Annotated in this window: 13 protein-coding genes; 7 read left to right on the plus strand and 6 right to left on the minus strand. The window is 57.2% G+C overall.

Translation table 11 applies throughout. From position 1 onward, the window contains the following. Positions 1-1161: an ABC transporter ATP-binding protein gene (locus B3N48_RS03915; RefSeq protein ID WP_296179735.1), complete on the plus strand. Its 1161-nt coding sequence runs from the start codon at positions 1-3 to the stop codon at positions 1159-1161. A 135-nt stretch (positions 1162-1296) separates the two neighbouring features. Beyond that, positions 1297-2652, plus strand: a complete 1356-nt coding sequence (locus B3N48_RS03920; protein WP_296179737.1) for a carbohydrate porin — start codon at positions 1297-1299, stop codon at positions 2650-2652. 233 nt (positions 2653-2885) lie between these two features. Here B3N48_RS03920 and B3N48_RS03925 read toward each other — a convergent pair whose 3' ends face one another. Beyond that, positions 2886-4469, minus strand: coding sequence for a peptide chain release factor 3 (locus B3N48_RS03925; protein ID WP_296179739.1), 1584 nt, complete (start codon positions 4467-4469; stop codon positions 2886-2888). Between the two features lie 332 nt (positions 4470-4801). Here B3N48_RS03925 and B3N48_RS03930 point away from each other — a divergent pair, with 332 nt between their 5' ends. Genes B3N48_RS03930 through B3N48_RS03945 form a run of 4 tightly spaced genes read left to right on the plus strand, consistent with a single transcriptional unit; the run spans position 4802 to position 8326 of the window. Next, positions 4802-5515: an ABC transporter permease gene (locus tag B3N48_RS03930; RefSeq protein ID WP_296179741.1), complete on the plus strand. Its 714-nt coding sequence runs from the start codon at positions 4802-4804 to the stop codon at positions 5513-5515. A gap of 26 nt (positions 5516-5541) precedes the next feature. Further along, positions 5542-6498 (plus strand): glycine betaine ABC transporter substrate-binding protein, encoded by a 957-nt coding sequence (locus B3N48_RS03935; RefSeq protein WP_414704192.1) that lies wholly within the window; start codon positions 5542-5544, stop codon positions 6496-6498. Beyond that, positions 6495-7148 carry an ABC transporter permease gene (locus B3N48_RS03940; RefSeq protein WP_296179743.1) on the plus strand — a complete coding sequence of 218 codons (654 nt, stop codon included), beginning with the start codon at positions 6495-6497 and terminating at the stop codon, positions 7146-7148. Before B3N48_RS03935 ends, B3N48_RS03940 begins: the two co-directional genes overlap by 4 nt. 11 nt (positions 7149-7159) lie before the next feature. Beyond that, positions 7160-8326, plus strand: coding sequence for a betaine/proline/choline family ABC transporter ATP-binding protein (locus B3N48_RS03945; RefSeq protein ID WP_296181572.1), 1167 nt, complete (start codon positions 7160-7162; stop codon positions 8324-8326). Positions 8327-8446: 120 nt separating this feature from the next. On the opposite strand, the gene B3N48_RS03950 is transcribed toward B3N48_RS03945, so the two are convergent. After that, positions 8447-9802, minus strand: a complete 1356-nt coding sequence (locus B3N48_RS03950) for a DUF2599 domain-containing protein (protein WP_296179745.1) — start codon at positions 9800-9802, stop codon at positions 8447-8449. Between the two features lie 532 nt (positions 9803-10334). Here B3N48_RS03950 and B3N48_RS03955 point away from each other — a divergent pair. After that, positions 10335-11498, plus strand: coding sequence for a type III PLP-dependent enzyme (locus B3N48_RS03955; protein WP_296179747.1), 1164 nt, complete (start codon positions 10335-10337; stop codon positions 11496-11498). 52 nt (positions 11499-11550) lie between these two features. On the opposite strand, the gene B3N48_RS03960 is transcribed toward B3N48_RS03955, so the two are convergent. From B3N48_RS03960 to B3N48_RS03975, 4 genes are all read right to left on the minus strand, one after another. Further along, a complete protein-coding gene (locus B3N48_RS03960; protein ID WP_296179749.1) occupies positions 11551-12327 on the minus strand; it encodes a hypothetical protein in 777 nt (258 codons plus the stop codon). A gap of 28 nt (positions 12328-12355) precedes the next feature. Continuing rightward, positions 12356-13501 carry an alpha-xenorhabdolysin family binary toxin subunit A gene (locus B3N48_RS03965; RefSeq protein WP_296179751.1) on the minus strand — a complete coding sequence of 382 codons (1146 nt, stop codon included), beginning with the start codon at positions 13499-13501 and terminating at the stop codon, positions 12356-12358. A gap of 133 nt (positions 13502-13634) precedes the next feature. Beyond that, positions 13635-14633, minus strand: a complete 999-nt coding sequence (locus tag B3N48_RS03970; RefSeq protein ID WP_296179754.1) for an alpha-xenorhabdolysin family binary toxin subunit B — start codon at positions 14631-14633, stop codon at positions 13635-13637. Positions 14634-14635: 2 nt separating this feature from the next. Continuing rightward, positions 14636-15823 carry an alpha-xenorhabdolysin family binary toxin subunit A gene (locus B3N48_RS03975; RefSeq protein WP_296179756.1) on the minus strand — a complete coding sequence of 396 codons (1188 nt, stop codon included), beginning with the start codon at positions 15821-15823 and terminating at the stop codon, positions 14636-14638. Positions 15824-16006 lie beyond the last annotated feature (183 nt).

Genomic DNA, 16006 nt, shown 5'->3' on the forward strand with positions numbered 1-16006 from the left:
ATGGCAACGCTCGAACTTCGCAATATAAACAAGACTTACGGGGCCGGTCTTCCGGACACCCTGAAGAACATCGAACTGTCGATCAGGGATGGCGAATTCCTGATCCTGGTCGGTCCTTCGGGCTGCGGTAAGTCGACCCTGATGAACTGCATCGCAGGCCTGGAAAACATTACCGGTGGCGCGATCATGATCGGCGACCAGGACGTCAGCGGCATGAGCCCCAAGGACCGTGACATCGCCATGGTGTTTCAGTCCTACGCGCTGTACCCGACCATGAGCGTGCGCGAGAACATTGAGTTCGGCCTGAAAATTCGCAAGATGAGCCAGGCCGACATGGATGCCGAAGTCGCCCGCGTCGCCAAGCTGCTGCAGATCGAACACCTGCTCAATCGCAAGCCGGGCCAGCTCTCAGGTGGTCAGCAACAACGGGTGGCCATGGGCCGCGCGTTGGCGCGTCGACCGAAGATCTACCTCTTCGACGAACCGCTGTCCAACCTCGACGCCAAGCTGCGGGTCGAGATGCGCACTGAAATGAAACTGATGCACCAGCGACTGAAGACCACCACGGTCTACGTGACCCACGATCAGATCGAAGCGATGACCCTGGGCGACAAAGTCGCGGTCATGAAGGACGGCATCATCCAGCAGTTCGGTACCCCGAAGCAGATCTACAACGATCCGGCCAACCTGTTCGTTGCCAGCTTCATTGGTTCGCCGCCGATGAACTTCATCCCGCTGCGCCTGCAACGCAAGGAAGGCCGTCTGGTGGCGCTGCTCGACAGCGGTCAGGCGCGCTGCGAATTGCCGATGAACATCAACGATGCCGGTCTTGAAGACCGTGAGGTGATTCTGGGCCTTCGTCCTGAACAGATCGTGCTAGCGTCCGGTGAAGCGGCGGGGATGCCGACCATTCGCACCGAAGTGCAAGTCACCGAGCCGACCGGCCCTGACACGCTGGTGTTCGTCACTCTCAACGACAGCAAGGTTTGCTGCCGCCTGGCCCCGGATGTCGCGCCCGCCGTGGGCGAAACCCTCACCCTGCAATTCGATCCGTCCAAGGTGTTGTTGTTCGATGCCAAGACCGGCGAACGCCTGGGGGCGCTGGCCGCGCCGCAGATGACTGAAGGCATGGGTAACGTGACGCGGCTCAACCGCAACTGAATTCCGCGCGCAGGAGCACTGCGCTCATGAGCACCTCTGTCGGAGCGGTTTCTGCCGTTAAACGCCCCGGCGGGCACACGAAGCAAGTGGTTACAACGCTGTTTAGCTAATAACAATAAAACGAGGATTTAAGGGATGAAGAAGGTAAAAGGCAAATCGCGCAACCAACTGCAGCTCCTCGGCGGGCTGTCGGTGATGAGCGCGTTGACACTGTCCGGAACGGCCTCCGCCATGGAGCCATTCAAGGCCAGCGAGCACCTGACAGGCGACTGGGGCGGTCTGCGCCAGGAACTGTACGACAAGGGTTATGACTTCCCGATCGAGTACGTGGGTGAGGCGGCGTCCAACCTCAATGGCGGTTACAACGACGACAGAACCGGCCGCTACAGCGACCAGTTCGCGTTTGGCGTGCAAATGGACCTGCAAAAAATCCTCGGTTGGCATGATGCGGAATTCAAGCTGGCAATCACCGAGCGTAGCGGTAACAACATCTCCAACGACCGTATCGGCGACCCGCGCGCGGGCACTCTCAGCTCCTCTCAAGAAGTGTGGGGCCGTGGTCAGACCTGGCGTCTGACGCAGATGTGGTACAAGCAGAAATTCTTCGACGGCGCTCTGGACATCAAAGTCGGTCGATTCGGCGAAGGCGAAGACTTCAACAGCTTCCCTTGCGACTTCCAGAACCTGACGCTCTGCGGCTCGCAGGTCGGTAACTACGTGAACACCTGGTACAACTGGCCAGTCAGCCAGTGGGCCGCTCGCGTGAAGTACAACATCACGCCTGAGTTCTTCGCTCAGATCGGTGTCTACGAGCAGAACCCGTCGAACCTTGAAACCGGCAACGGCTTCAAGCTCAGCGGTAGCGGTTCTCAAGGCACCGTGGTGCCAGTGGAAGTCGTGTGGTCGCCAACGATCAACTCGTTGCCGGGCGAATACCGTCTGGGCTACTACGTCAGTAACCCAAGCGCGCCTGACCTCTACGAAAACACCAATGGCCAACCGCAAGCCATCGCTGGCGGTGACTTCAAGTCTCACGACGACAAGCACGGCTGGTGGGTCGTGGCTCAGCAACAACTGACCAGCCACAACGGCGATCCATCCCGTGGTCTGAGCATCTTCGGCAACCTGACCGTGCATGACAAAGCCACCAACTACGTCGACAACTATCAGCAGATCGGTTTCGTCTACAAAGGCCCGTTCGATGCACGTCCGAAGGATGACATCGGTATCGGTGTCGCGCGTATCCACGTCAACGACGATGCCCAGGACAACCGTCGCCTGGTCAACGCCGTCAACGGCATCGACGACTACGACAACCCGAACTTCCTGCCAATCCAGAAGACCGAATACAACTCGGAAATCTACTACGGCGTACACGTCACCGACTGGCTGACCGTGCGTCCTAACGTGCAGTACGTGAAGAGCCCGGGTGGTGTCGACGACGTCCAGAACGCGCTGGTCGCCGGTATCAAGATTCAATCCAAGTTCTAAACGTTCCAACGATGTGCGGACCGCTCCTCCGCACATCGCTCTCTGATGTGCTTCACAAACGATCAAGGGTCGTGTGTGCTTTACGGGCAGCTTGACTGCCCGTTTTTTTCTTTTCGGTGCGACTGCTTCGTTTTTGTTCTACGCAAACAGCGGCGTTTCATGCTGCCGCGCGGGAGATGTGAGAGGGGGAGGGGCACCTGCAGCCTTCCATGGCCGCACGGCGCTACAGCGACTTAGTGATGTTCACGCGTTGCGCGGAATTTTATATCCGGCCAGCGCTCTTCCATCAGGCTCAGATTGACCCGCGTGGGCGCGAGGTAGGTCAGGTGACCGCCGCCGTCCAGTGCCAGGTTTTCCACGGCCTTGTTCTCGAATTCTTCGAGCTTCTTCTTGTCGCTCGAATCGATCCAGCGGGCAGACCATACCGTGATGGGCTCGTAGGAGCATTCCACCTTGTACTCTTCCTTCAGACGGCTCGCGACCACGTCGAACTGCAGCACACCGACGGCGCCGAGAATGATGTCGTTGCTGCGCTGCGGGAAGAACACCTGGGTCGCGCCTTCTTCGGCCAGTTGCTGCAGACCCTGACGCAGCTGCTTGGATTTCAGCGGGTCACGCAGACGAACGCGACGGAACAGTTCCGGGGCGAAGTGCGGGATGCCGGTGAAGCCCAGGCCTTCGCCTTCGGTGAAGGTGTCGCCGATCTGGATCGTGCCGTGGTTGTGCAGACCGATGATGTCGCCGGCGTAGGCTTCTTCCAGTTGCTCACGCTCGCTGGAGAAGAACGTCAGGGCGTCACCGATGCGCACGTCCTTGCCGGTGCGGACATGGCGCATTTTCATGCCCTTGTCGTACTTGCCCGAACAGATGCGCATGAACGCGATGCGGTCGCGGTGCTTGGGGTCCATGTTCGCCTGAATCTTGAACACGAAGCCCGAGAACTTCTCTTCCACCGGCTCGACGGTGCGCTCGTTGGCCACCCGCGCCAACGGCTTCGGCGCCCAGTCCACCACGGCGTCAAGCACGTGATCGACACCGAAGTTGCCCAGTGCAGTCCCGAAGAACACCGGGGTCAATTGGCCGTCGAGGAATTCCTGCTGGTCGAAGGTGTGGCAAGCGCCCTGCACCAATTCCAGTTGATCGACGAAACGGTCGTACTCGTCGCCCAAGTGAGCGCGAGCTTCGTCGGAGTCCAGCTTCTGGATGATCTTGGTTTCGGTACGCTCATGACCATGACCGGCGGTGTAGACGATGATGTAGTCGTCGGCCAGGTGATAGACACCCTTGAAGTCGCGGTAGCAGCCGATGGGCCAGGTGATCGGCGCAGCCTTGATCTTCAGCACCGCTTCGATTTCGTCCAGCAACTCGATCGGGTCGCGAATGTCGCGGTCCAGCTTGTTGATGAAGCTGACGATGGGCGTGTCGCGCAGACGGCAGACGTCCATCAGGGCGATGGTCCGCGGCTCGACGCCTTTACCACCGTCGAGCACCATCAACGCCGAATCCACTGCGGTCAGAGTGCGGTAGGTGTCTTCCGAGAAGTCTTCGTGGCCCGGGGTGTCGAGCAGGTTGATCATGTGTTCGCGATAGGGGAACTGCATGACCGACGTGGTAATGGAAATACCCCGCTGCTTTTCCATCTCCATCCAGTCGGAGGTGGCATGGCGGTCGGACTTGCGGGACTTCACCGTACCGGCGACGGCAATGGCCTTGCCCATCAGCAGCAGCTTTTCGGTGATGGTGGTCTTACCGGCGTCGGGGTGAGAAATGATGGCGAAAGTGCGGCGTTTCGCGACTTCGGCGGCCTGTCTGGTCATGGGAAATCGCCCGAAAGGTGATTCAAAAAAGGGCGGCGATTATAGCTCAAACGAACGCAATAACCGAACCGTTCAGTCAATCAGGGGTGGCCAAATAGCATCTTGCATGGGAACCTTTGCGGTTCCGGAGACGTCCACTCCCTGGCAACGAAATGCGCCAAGGGATGCAAAATCAGCAAGTTAGCTTGACGAAGCTGCGCTCATGGCTTGTGTTTTCGCCGAGGTTCAACCCTTTCCGGCGACCCACCCGCTGCTCTTCGCGAACGTTCGTCGCTGGCTTGAGCCAGTCCCTCAGTGCGAGGCGTTCGCCGACTGAAATAAGGAGTCCGCCCGTGGCTAATCGCTATGGCAAGGGGCTATTAGGAGGCACGACTGCTGTCGTACTCCTGGCCCTGCTGATCCACTGGATCGGCATCGATACGCTCAAGCAGTACCAGGATGATTTGCTGTTCTACCTGCAAGCCCACGTGATGCTGGTCCTTGCATCGATGCTGGCGGCACTGGTGGTCGGGATCCCGACCGGCATTGTGCTAAGCCGACCGAACATGGTTGGCCGCGCCGAACGTTTCATGCAGATCTTCAACATCGGTAACACCGTTCCCCCTCTTGCAGTGCTGGCCATCGCCCTGGGCGTTCTGGGTATTGGCAGCGGACCTGCGATCTTCGCGCTGTTCCTCGCCTCATTGTTGCCCATCGTGCGCAACACCTACGAAGGTCTGAAAAACGTTCAGGGTTCTCTTAAAGAAGCCGCCACCGGCATCGGCATGACACCGCGTCAGGTGTTGTGGCGCGTCGAGCTGCCCAATGCCGTGCCGATCATCATCGGCGGCGTGCGGGTCGCGTTGGCGATCAACGTCGGGACCGCGCCACTGGCGTTCCTGATCGGCGCCAACAGCCTTGGCAGCCTGATCTTCCCGGGCATCGCCCTGAACAATCAGCCGCAACTGGTGCTGGGGGCCGCCTGTACCGCGCTGCTCGCCCTGTTGCTCGATGGCGCCGTGACCCTGGCGAGTCGTCTTTGGCTGGAACGTGGCCTGGCTCGCTAACGGGCCGCGCAGAGAAAGGAATTCCCATGAAGACGTTATGCACATTAATAGTGGGCGCGGGCCTGTTGCTGGCCGGGTTTACCCAGGCGGCGGAAATGCCGGTGTTGCGCATCGGCGCCCGGGTGTTCACCGAACAGACGATCCTCGCTGAACTGACCGCGCAATACCTGCGTGACAAAGGCTATCAAGTCCAGATCACCGGCGGCCTCGGCAGTAACCTGGCGCGCAGTGCGCAGGAATCCGGCCAGCTCGACATGCTCTGGGAATACACCGGCGTGTCGCTGGTGGCCTACAACCATGTCGACGAAAAGCTCGACAGCGAGCAGACCTACCAGCGGGTCAAGGAACTGGACGCGAAGAAGGGCCTGGTGTGGCTGTCGCCGTCGAAATTCAACAACACCTATGCGCTGGCCCTGCCGGACAAAGTGGCGCAGCAATATCCGCAGGTGACCAATGTCTCGGGCCTGACGGAGGTGCTTAAAGATGAAGCGAAGGAGGGGCATATCGTCGCGCTCGACACTGAGTTCGCCAACCGTTCCGACGGTCTGGTGGGGCTGGTCAAGCACTACGACATGAACTTGAGCCGAGAAAACACGCGCCAAATGGACGCGGGTCTGGTTTACACCGCGCTGAAAAACGGGCAGGTGTTCGCCGGTCTGGTGTACACCACCGATGGGCGGTTGAACGCCTTCAAGCTCAAAGTGTTGGATGACGACAAGCACTACTTCCCTGACTACACCGCTGCGCCGGTGGTGCGCAAAGCGTTCCTGGATCAGCACCCGCAACTGGCTGAACAGCTCAAGCCCCTGGCCGCGCTGTTGGATAACCAGACCATGATCGACCTGAACGCGCGCATCGACGTCAATCATGAAAGCCCTACGGTCGTGGCGGCCGATTTCCTGCGCACGCACCCGATCAATCCTTCTGCTGAAAGCGTGCCGATCAAGCAGACGCCCGTCGAGCAACAGGAGAAGAAACTATGAGCTTCTGGAGCGCGTTTTCCCATCTGGACTGGAATCAAGTGTTTCACCTGACCCTGCAACACATCACCCTCGTCGGCATCGCAGTGACCCTGGCCATTCTGGTGGGCGTGCCATTGGGCGTGTTCATGACCCGCTTTCCGGCCCTCGCCGGTCCCCTTCAAGCCAGTGCCACGGTGCTGCTGACCGTGCCGTCGATCGCGCTGTTCGGCCTGCTGCTGCCGTTCTATTCCAAGTTTGGCCAGGGCCTTGGCCCGTTGCCTGCGATCACGGCGGTGTTCCTGTACTCACTGCTGCCCATCATGCGCAACACCTACCTGGCGCTGACCGGTGTCGAGCCTGGCATTCGCGAAGCAGCACGCGGCATCGGCATGACCTTCGGCCAACGCTTGCGCATGGTCGAACTGCCGATTGCCGTGCCGGTGATCCTGGCCGGTGTGCGCACCGCCGTGGTCATGAACATCGGCGTCATGACCATCGCCGCCACCATCGGCGCCGGGGGGCTCGGCGTACTCATCCTCGCTTCCATCAGCCGCAGCGACATGTCGATGCTGATCGTCGGCGCTGTACTGGTCAGCATTCTGGCCATCTTCGCTGACCTGCTTCTGCAATGGCTGCAACGCTCGCTGACTCCAAAAGGATTGCTCAAATGACTGCCAAGACCATGATCGAACTGCAAGACCTCACCAAGACTTTCCAGAGCAACGGCAAGGAAGTGAAGGCCGTCGATGCCGTGAGCCTGACCGTCAACGAAGGCGAGATCTGTGTATTCCTGGGTCCTTCCGGCTGCGGCAAGAGCACGACGCTGAAAATGATCAACCGCCTGATCACGCCGACGTCTGGCAAAGTGTTGATCAATGGCGAAGACACGACGCAACTGGATGAAGTCACCCTGCGTCGCAACATTGGTTATGTGATTCAACAGATCGGCCTGTTCCCTAACATGACCATCGAAGAAAACATCGTGGTCGTGCCCAAGCTGCTGGGCTGGGACAAACAGAAATGTCACGACCGCGCCCGCGAGCTGATGAGCATGATCAAGCTGGAGCCGAAGCAGTATTTGCATCGCTATCCGCGTGAATTGTCGGGGGGGCAGCAACAGCGCATCGGCGTGATCCGAGCGCTGGCGGCCGACGCGCCGTTGCTGTTGATGGATGAGCCGTTCGGTGCGGTCGACCCAATCAACCGCGAGATGATCCAGAACGAATTCTTCGAGATGCAACGTGCGCTGAACAAGACCGTAATCATGGTCAGCCACGACATTGATGAAGCCATCAAGCTAGGCGACAAGATCGCCATCTTCCGTGCCGGTAAACTGCTGCAGATCGATCATCCGGACACCTTGCTGGCGCACCCGGCGGACGAGTTCGTCAGCAATTTCGTTGGCCAGGACAGCACCCTCAAGCGCCTGCTGTTGGTGAAAGCCGAAGACGCCGCCGACAACGCGCCCAGCGTCAGCCCGGAAACGCCGGTGGCCGAGGCCCTGGAAGCGATGGACGAAAACGACCGCCGCTACGTGGTCGTCACCGACGCTGCGAACAAAGCGCTGGGCTACGTGCGCCGCCGCGACCTGCACCGCCAGACAGGCACCTGCGAGCAATACCTGCGTCCGTTCAACGCCACCGCTGCCTACGACGAACACCTGCGCATCCTGCTGTCGCGCATGTACGAGTTCAACCGCGCCTGGCTGCCGGTGCTGGATGCCGAAAACGTGTTCCTCGGCGAAGTGACTCAGGAGTCGATTGCGGCGTACTTGAGTTCGGGGCAATCCCGAGGCAAGAAAACCAGCATCGTGTCACCAGCGGAAGCGGCCGAACAAGCGGCGAGCTAGGGCTTATGCAGCCTTCCGGTTTGCTGGCGGTGGCGTATTCAAGAGCGCTGCCGTCGGCAAGCCGGACTGCTTCAGCTAGCGTACGTTCTCTCGCGGCGCATTCATTCGTGGGACGCTCCCTCAGAAGGGGTTACAGGCCTGTTTGAACACATCGTCCCAACTTGCTCGAGGCCGGACTGGCTCAAGATTCCAGGTAGGCTTGTTGCGAGTCTTGACCCTTTTGCCGTCGACTTCCCCGCTCCATTCCAAGTGACAGACGAACTGCTGATACATGCTGCCGTTATCAGGGTTCCATTCCTTGTCATTCCCGTATTTGGCGTATAGCTCGGCGTAGGCCGCTGCCTGTTGGTCTTTGGTGATCTTCCTGCCGCACTCGGTTGGCGTGATCATCAGCGAGTAGGGGTTATCGGGAATGTTAGGGTCTTCACGCCGCTCCCATTTGGCACTTTTGATATAGCGGGTGCATTCGTTTTCAACCTTTGGCGTAGGCGCGGCACGGTGCTGATCGCTTTCGTTATAGGTGAATATGGCTTGGGCAGCATTTGATGTCGGCATATCGACCCTGATCACGGGTACCCATTTTCCGGTTTTCTGAAAGTAACGTTTTTGATCGCCTCGCGCTTTCTCCAGGCCAGCATTTGCGTCTTTGGCATTGGGCGTGTAGATGAACGCGAGGATGGGCAACTCCTTATCCTGATCGTCTCGCCAGTCTGGCGTCCTCAATTCGGTTTGAGTGTTGATGGTGTGCCCCGTACTGGACTTGTCATCCTGCAATTCCTTGCGCGCTCTGATGCCTTCCCGGAAGGCCTCGGCGGCATCCGGCCGGTCTTTTATCTCGAATCCGCATTGGCTTTTATGCGCGTTCACCCACTGTGAGGTCCCGGCACCCTGGCTTTTGTAGTCGGCCAACCATTCTTTGGCAGTGTCGATGGGATTGTTAGGGTCGTTGTTGACGTAGGTATTTTGGCAGGCCGCTTCTTTCTTCCCGGTTTTGGCGTTGTCGCCGCAACCTGCGTCACGGCGGTCGTCGGTCCATGCATCGATGGGAAAGAAGCACAGTGTCTCGATCTTCATCTCGTCCTTATCGATGAAGTCATTGGGTTTGAGGACAAACCCGTTGGTCTTCAGCAAGCCGAGGTCCTGGTATTTGGAGTCTTTGCGCAGGAAAGAAAACGACACCCCTCCGCTCTTGTGCGAGGCAGGGCTGGGGTCCCAGGGTTCGAACTCCTTTCCGCTGTCCGTGCCTCGTACCCTGAGGCCCGAGCACTGGTCCAGCGGTCGCCCTTTGCCGCAATCGTCCAGCGTACGGCTGTAGTAGTAATTCATCTGCCAGGCCACATCGGTGCCGATACCGGCATGGGCAAATGAAGCAGCAAGCAAGATGGGGACTGATAAAGAGCAAGCCGCTATTTTCAAGTGAACACTGCGCATGACGATATCCCTCGTTCCAGTCTCGATGAGGCTGGGAGTGGTCAATAGGAGGTCTGCGTTGCGCAATGCGAGGTCAGGTTATAGAGGGGGGGAGGGGGCAACAACTGTCAGAAATGACAGGTTTTCAGGCTCAATCGGATTAAGGAAAAGGTCGTTTATCGCGCGGGCGATTTGCAGGCGCAGGACGTGGTCGAACGCTTGAGCAACGGCCGTTGGCGTGGAGTGAGAACGATGCCCGGGAACATCAGCCTGTCACATTGGTCGGTTACCACAGAGCGATGGAACGAGCGTGCGTGCCCGTTTGGCAAAAACGGGCAGAAACGCGACATTTTTTGTTGATCTCCAGCCCTTCTGGTCCTAAAGTTCGCGCCGAACGTCCATGCTGGAAACGATCCATCCGGCTCAAGTACTGACGACGAGACAGCAAGGCCAACCGGAGAGACATGACCGGATGGCCTTTTTGCTTTCGGTCAACGGCCTTGGGAAGTAGGCGAACCAAAGTGGGGATACGGAGGACGTTCATGAGCTGATAGCTCGCACCCATTGTTTTTTACCGTTTGCCAACAGGAGTCCCCGCATGTCGATTCAGGTCGAAGACTATTTCGAAAAAAGCACCTTCGAGAAAATGAAGGCGTTTGCCGACAAGCAAGAAACCCCGTTCGTGCTCATCGACACCGCCATGATCAGTCAGGCCTACGATGACCTGCGTGCCGGTTTCGAATTCGCCAAGGTTTACTACGCAGTCAAGGCCAACCCGGCCGTCGAAATCATCGACCTGCTCAAAGAGAAAGGTTCGAGCTTCGACATCGCTTCGATCTATGAGCTGGACAAAGTGCTGGGCCGTGGCGTTGGCCCGGATCGCATCAGCTACGGCAACACCATCAAGAAATCCAAGGACATTCGCTACTTCTACGAGAAGGGCGTGCGTCTGTACGCCACCGACTCCGAAGCCGACCTGCGCAACATCGCCAAGGCCGCGCCGGGTGCGAAAGTCTATGTGCGCATTCTGACCGAAGGTTCGACCACCGCTGACTGGCCTTTGTCGCGCAAATTCGGCTGCCAGACCGACATGGCCATGGACCTGCTGATCCTGGCCCGTGACCTGGGTCTGGTGCCGTACGGCATCTCTTTCCACGTGGGTTCGCAACAGCGCGACATCAGTGTGTGGGATGCTGCCATCGCCAAGGTGAAGGTGATCTTCGAGCGTCTGAAAGAAGAAGACGGCATCGAACTCAAACTGATCAACATGGGCGGCGGCTTCCCGGCCAACTACATCACCCGCACCAACAGCCTGGAAACCTACGCCGAAGAAATCATCCGCTTCCTCAAGGAAGACTTCGGTGATGACCTGCCGGAAATCATTCTGGAACCGGGCCGTTCGTTGATCGCCAACGCCGGTATCCTGGTCAGCGAAGTCGTGCTGGTTGCGCGTAAGTCGCGTACGGCCGTCGAGCGTTGGGTCTACACCGATGTGGGCAAGTTCTCCGGCCTGATCGAAACCATGGACGAAGCCATCAAGTTCCCGATCTGGACCGAGAAGAAAGGCGAAGTCGAAGAAGTCGTGATCGCGGGCCCCACCTGTGACAGCGCCGATATCATGTACGAGAACTACAAGTACGGCCTGCCGCTGAACCTGGCCATCGGTGATCGCCTCTACTGGCTGTCCACCGGCGCCTACACCACCAGCTACAGCGCTGTTGAATTCAATGGCTTCCCGCCGCTGAAATCGTTCTACATCTAAGCATCAGCGGGCATCAGAAAACGGCATTCCTCGGAGTGCCGTTTTTTTTGCCTCAAAAGCTGAAGCGCAAGATATGAGCGAACGTGTAATCCACCAAGCGTTGAGCTTCGCGCGCCGAACTGGCCGCAGCATGACACGACACCATCATGCGCCGAGGGGGCTGATTGGCCTTGAGTGCCTGAATCCCCCGAATGGTGGCGTTCAACAGGCCGGCAAGGCGCGAACAATAAGCCCCCATGTTGGCCGCCGACAGTAGCGCGGTGTTGTACGCGCGCCGATGCCATTCGAGGCTGCTGCGCGCCGACGCCAGACTGCTCTCGTCTTTCAATGCGCTGTTCAACGTCTCCGGAACGTGGTTGGACGTTCCTCGGATCATCAAGCCTTTACGCTTCGCGTATTCATACGTCCTCACGTTCATGAAATCCATGAAACGGGGAATGGTCTGCGTCGCGCATTCACTGATGCGATCACATTCCGCCTGCTGCCGTTTGAATGCCTGCTCGTGGCGCGACAGGTCGGCCGTGAGTTGCCTGATCCGGCTGTCGAACGGGTTGCTGTTCAACAAAGCGATCACTTCGGTCAGTGTCTTCTTGATGTCCTGATGGATCGAGCGAATCTGTGTCGCACTGGTGCGCCAAAGCGGGCTGCCCTGTCGCGCCGTGGCCACGACCGACTCCATCGCGGGCTCTCGGTATTTGCCGTATTCGGACTGTGGCACGAGATCCAATTTGATCTTGAAGGCTTCAATGTATTGAGGAAGTTTTTCCAGATAGCCGATATTGAATCCGAGATAGCCGACGTCGTCGTATTCGATGAGATGCGTAGTCATGCGTTGCCCTCCATGGCATTACAAAGGTTTATTGATGACCGTAGTCCCTGCGGAATTCCCGGTCGGCGTCTTTGAACACTTTAAGTAGCGTATCGGCGTCGCGCTTGATGTGTCCCCAGGGCTCGGCCACCAGATTGAATGCGTTCATCAAGCGACGCAGGGCCAGTGCACTGTCAATTTTGCCGGCTTCTTGAACCGAGTGGGTCAGGTAAAGATGCAAGTCATTCCACACGATCACCAGGTTCTGAGTGGCAATGTCCGCATCGAAAATGACCTGCCCCAGGTCGTGAAGGTCATGACGCACACGCTGCAGCGAGGCGTGAATGCGGTTTTTCTGTTCCAGCAGACGGATGCTCCGTTGCTGCTCCTGGCGCAATGCATGGAGCTGTTTGCGTACGTTGTCCGCTTGAACGCCGTAATAAATGCCCATGCCAATCAGGGGGAAACTTGCGCTGACTGACTTTCTGACCAGCGTCTGGTATTCGCGCCGCTTGGCTTCGATATCAATGGCGCGTTTATTGATGACGTTGTTAAGTGACTGGATGTCCGCTGGCAAGCGGCTGGTGTCAATGCTCCGTATCTTGAGCTGCACGTCGGGCATCAATGTGGTCGACAACTCGCGTGCGAAAGCGTCCAGGCGCCTCTTGAGTGCTTCCGTCGCGCTCCGGCGTTGCAGGACAAGCGCGGCGACTTGTTGAACGTAGTGCAGAAAATCCGCCTGTTCTTCCGCAACCTGAGCCTCGGCAGGCTTCGCCCTGATCTCGGCGTACAGTTGTCGGGCAGCATTTCCATACACCTGCATCTGATCGGCGAATACCCACAACTCACTGCCGACGTTCATCAGATCGGTACGAAGCGGATTCCATTGCGCCGCGTGCAGGTGAATGCGATGGAAACTCGCCTGAAAATCCCTGGCCTCAAGGTTCGCGCCGGCACCTTTTTCATAGCCCAGATACCAGATGACATCTTTGAGTGCGGTTGGAAGCGCAAGACCGTGACTCTCATAACGCTTCAAATCGATCAGTTGCTCTTTTGTCAGAATGAGTCCTGGAGCGCGAATGGCTTCTTCTGCAGTCCCGGCCGCAGCGGAGATCAATGTGCCGGGTAAACGTTGAGCCCGTTCAAGTTTTTCATCGCGAAGGGGCGCGTCATCCCATCCGTAGGATGATGTCATGTCGTTGATCCTTTAATGAGACGAAGTAGGTAGAGGAGAAGGGCTATGTGAGCCACTACCTCGATAGAAAAGAGGCCGGGACTGCCATCCTGTGTAGGTCCCGACCGGATCTGTTCAGCGATTCACATGAGCGTCAGCCGATGACTTTCAGATGTTTCGCCAGAGACAGGGCGTCGACAACGAATTGCCCAATGGCGTCGACATCATCAGCGCGGACGGTTTTATGGGTGTTCAGGAAAGCACGTTTGGCCTCGACGAACTTTTGGAACTCGGAAATATACTGCGCTCGGTGATCATCGAAGGTATGGCAAGCAGCGATGAGCTCTTTTCTCAGCGAGACCAGACGCAACTCGTCGGTCTTTTCATAAGTGCTGTCGATCAGATCGTCGATCTGTTTGCGAAGGGTATTGCGAGCCTCAACCAGACCCAGGTAGTTGATCAGGTTTTCGGCCTTTTCAAGAATCTGATGCGCCAGATCGATTGCACCTTCAACGGCGATCAGCTGAGGCGGAGTCATGCCTAGCTTGACCAGTTCCTGAGCAGTCAGCGCAGTGTCTTTGGCCAGCGCCGAGAAGCCTTTTGCTTCAATGACCGCCATGGCATCCGTCAACGCTTTGCGCTTTTCTTCCAGCGCGTCCTGACGTGCTTTGATCCCTTGCACTTCTGCGGGTAAACGACGTTCATCGGCTTCAAGTTGCTTGATGTAATTCTGCATGGCGGCGCGATCGATCGGGCTGGTCAGGGCGGGAATCACCTGACCCAGTTCCCCCTCTTTGTTGCTCACGATACCGACAATGGTTTGCAGGCGATGAACGATATCTTCGATGATTTCTTCTATGTCAGACGCCGGCGCGCTTTGGAGCTCTTTTTGAAGCTCCCGAACTGTGCCGATATTGATACTCAAGAGTGTATCCAGCGAATGCACCGTTTCCCGAAGTTTGGTATGACCGGTGCGTAGCGCGCGATCCTGATCAGCGATTCGTTTGTGCAGAGACGGCAAGTATTGTGTCTGGATAAACAGTCGCTTGACTTCGATCGCGGCATCGTTTGCTTGAGCGCGTGCCGTTTGAAGTACTTGAATGTCCAGGTCAGGATAATCGACGCTGGTTGGGAATTGAGTAATATTCGTCATGTTTAAACTCCGTATTCTTCTCTGAATTCGCGGTCGGCTTCGGCAAACACGCGTTCTAATTTTTTGGCATCCACTGCAATGGTTTTCCACGGCGTGACCACGAGGCTGAATTGATTGCGGAACCTGCGCATTGACAGTCCATCGTGAATGCCATCGACCTCGGCAGCAGAAGCCGAAATGAACGAGCTGAGGGAGTTCCAGACGCTGATCAGATTCTGGGTGGCGATGTCGGCGTCGATAACAATGAGGTCGAGGTTTTGGAAGTCCATTCGAACGCGCCCCAGCGAAGCGAGAATCCGGTTCTTTTGCGCCATCAGCGCAATGTCCTTTTCCTGCTCATCGGTCAGTCTGTTGCGTTCCTTGCGGATCTTTTCAGCTTGAACGCTGGAATAAATCACCATGACCAGATTGCCCGTGACGGCCCCGATGGCCTGCTTCACCAGCTCCTTGTATTCTTTATTCTTTTCTTCGATGGCCAGCGCGCGGTTATCGATTTTGACCTGCAGTGCCTTGATTTCACTGCCCAGCGTGTTGTTGTCGATGAGCGACAGTTTGAGCTTGATGGCAGGGCCTACCTGTTCGGCCAATTGGCGGCCGAACGCATCCAGACGCGCTTTGATTCGCAGCGCTTCGGCCTCCTGGTCTTTGACTCTGGTGAGAATCTCATTCAGGTAAAAACCCAAATCAGCTTTATCGACCGCTTCAATGTCGGGGAATTTTTCCCCACGCCGCAGCTCCACTTTGCGCAGGTCTTCGAGGGTTTTGATGTTGTATTTGTCGACCAGGCCCAAGGCTGCGATGTCTTCAAACACTTCATTCATACTGATGCCATAGCGCTCCATGGAGCCTGCAAATATCACCAGTTTGGTGTTGACAGCCAGCATGTCGTTGCGCAGCGGATTCCACAGCCGTGCGTGGCCGTTGATAAGTTTGAACGTCTGTTGGAAATCAACCGCTTCCAGGCCGCGGCCTGCGCCCCTTTCATAGCCCAGATAGGCAATGACATCTTTGATCGTGGTCGGCAAAGCCAACCCGGCGATTTCATACTTCTTGAGGTTTTTGACCTGCTCTTTGGTCAGGATCAGCCCGGTATCCCGAGCATCACTTTCTGGGGTCGCGACCGATGAGCCAAACAGTCTTGCAGGATCGTTCGCTGCGGTGGTTACCAGATTTTCCATATTTTGAGACATATCATTAGTCCTTTAATGATGTCGTACTGTTTTCTGAAGTTATTTAAAACTTCAGATGCAGAGCAGTTGGGTTATCTGCACGAGACTGAGAGTAAGAGGTGCTTTTGAAGGCGTCAAAGTGGAAAATTAGTCAGGCGCTGTAGGAAGTTTCTAGTGAATAAGAAAGATATGTTCGTTCGCCCG

The sequence above is a fragment of the Pseudomonas sp. UBA1879 genome (genome assembly GCF_002338065.1).
Lineage (GTDB): Bacteria > Pseudomonadota > Gammaproteobacteria > Pseudomonadales > Pseudomonadaceae > Aquipseudomonas.

Bases quoted from the DNA above. Each gene is read 5' to 3' on its own strand.
- B3N48_RS03940 (WP_296179743.1), top strand. From the start codon at position 6,495: ATGAGCTTCTGGAGCGCGTTTTCCCATCTGGACTGGAATCAAGTGTTT.
- B3N48_RS03925 (WP_296179739.1), bottom strand. From the start codon at position 4,469: ATGACCAGACAGGCCGCCGAAGTCGCGAAACGCCGCACTTTCGCCATC.
- B3N48_RS03955 (WP_296179747.1), top strand. From the start codon at position 10,335: ATGTCGATTCAGGTCGAAGACTATTTCGAAAAAAGCACCTTCGAGAAA.
- B3N48_RS03945 (WP_296181572.1), top strand. From the start codon at position 7,160: ATGATCGAACTGCAAGACCTCACCAAGACTTTCCAGAGCAACGGCAAG.
- B3N48_RS03970 (WP_296179754.1), bottom strand. From the start codon at position 14,633: ATGACGAATATTACTCAATTCCCAACCAGCGTCGATTATCCTGACCTG.
- B3N48_RS03975 (WP_296179756.1), bottom strand. From the start codon at position 15,823: ATGTCTCAAAATATGGAAAATCTGGTAACCACCGCAGCGAACGATCCT.
- B3N48_RS03920 (WP_296179737.1), top strand. From the start codon at position 1,297: ATGAAGAAGGTAAAAGGCAAATCGCGCAACCAACTGCAGCTCCTCGGC.
- B3N48_RS03915 (WP_296179735.1), top strand. From the start codon at position 1: ATGGCAACGCTCGAACTTCGCAATATAAACAAGACTTACGGGGCCGGT.
- B3N48_RS03965 (WP_296179751.1), bottom strand. From the start codon at position 13,501: ATGACATCATCCTACGGATGGGATGACGCGCCCCTTCGCGATGAAAAA.
- B3N48_RS03960 (WP_296179749.1), bottom strand. From the start codon at position 12,327: ATGACTACGCATCTCATCGAATACGACGACGTCGGCTATCTCGGATTC.
- B3N48_RS03935 (WP_414704192.1), top strand. From the start codon at position 5,542: ATGAAGACGTTATGCACATTAATAGTGGGCGCGGGCCTGTTGCTGGCC.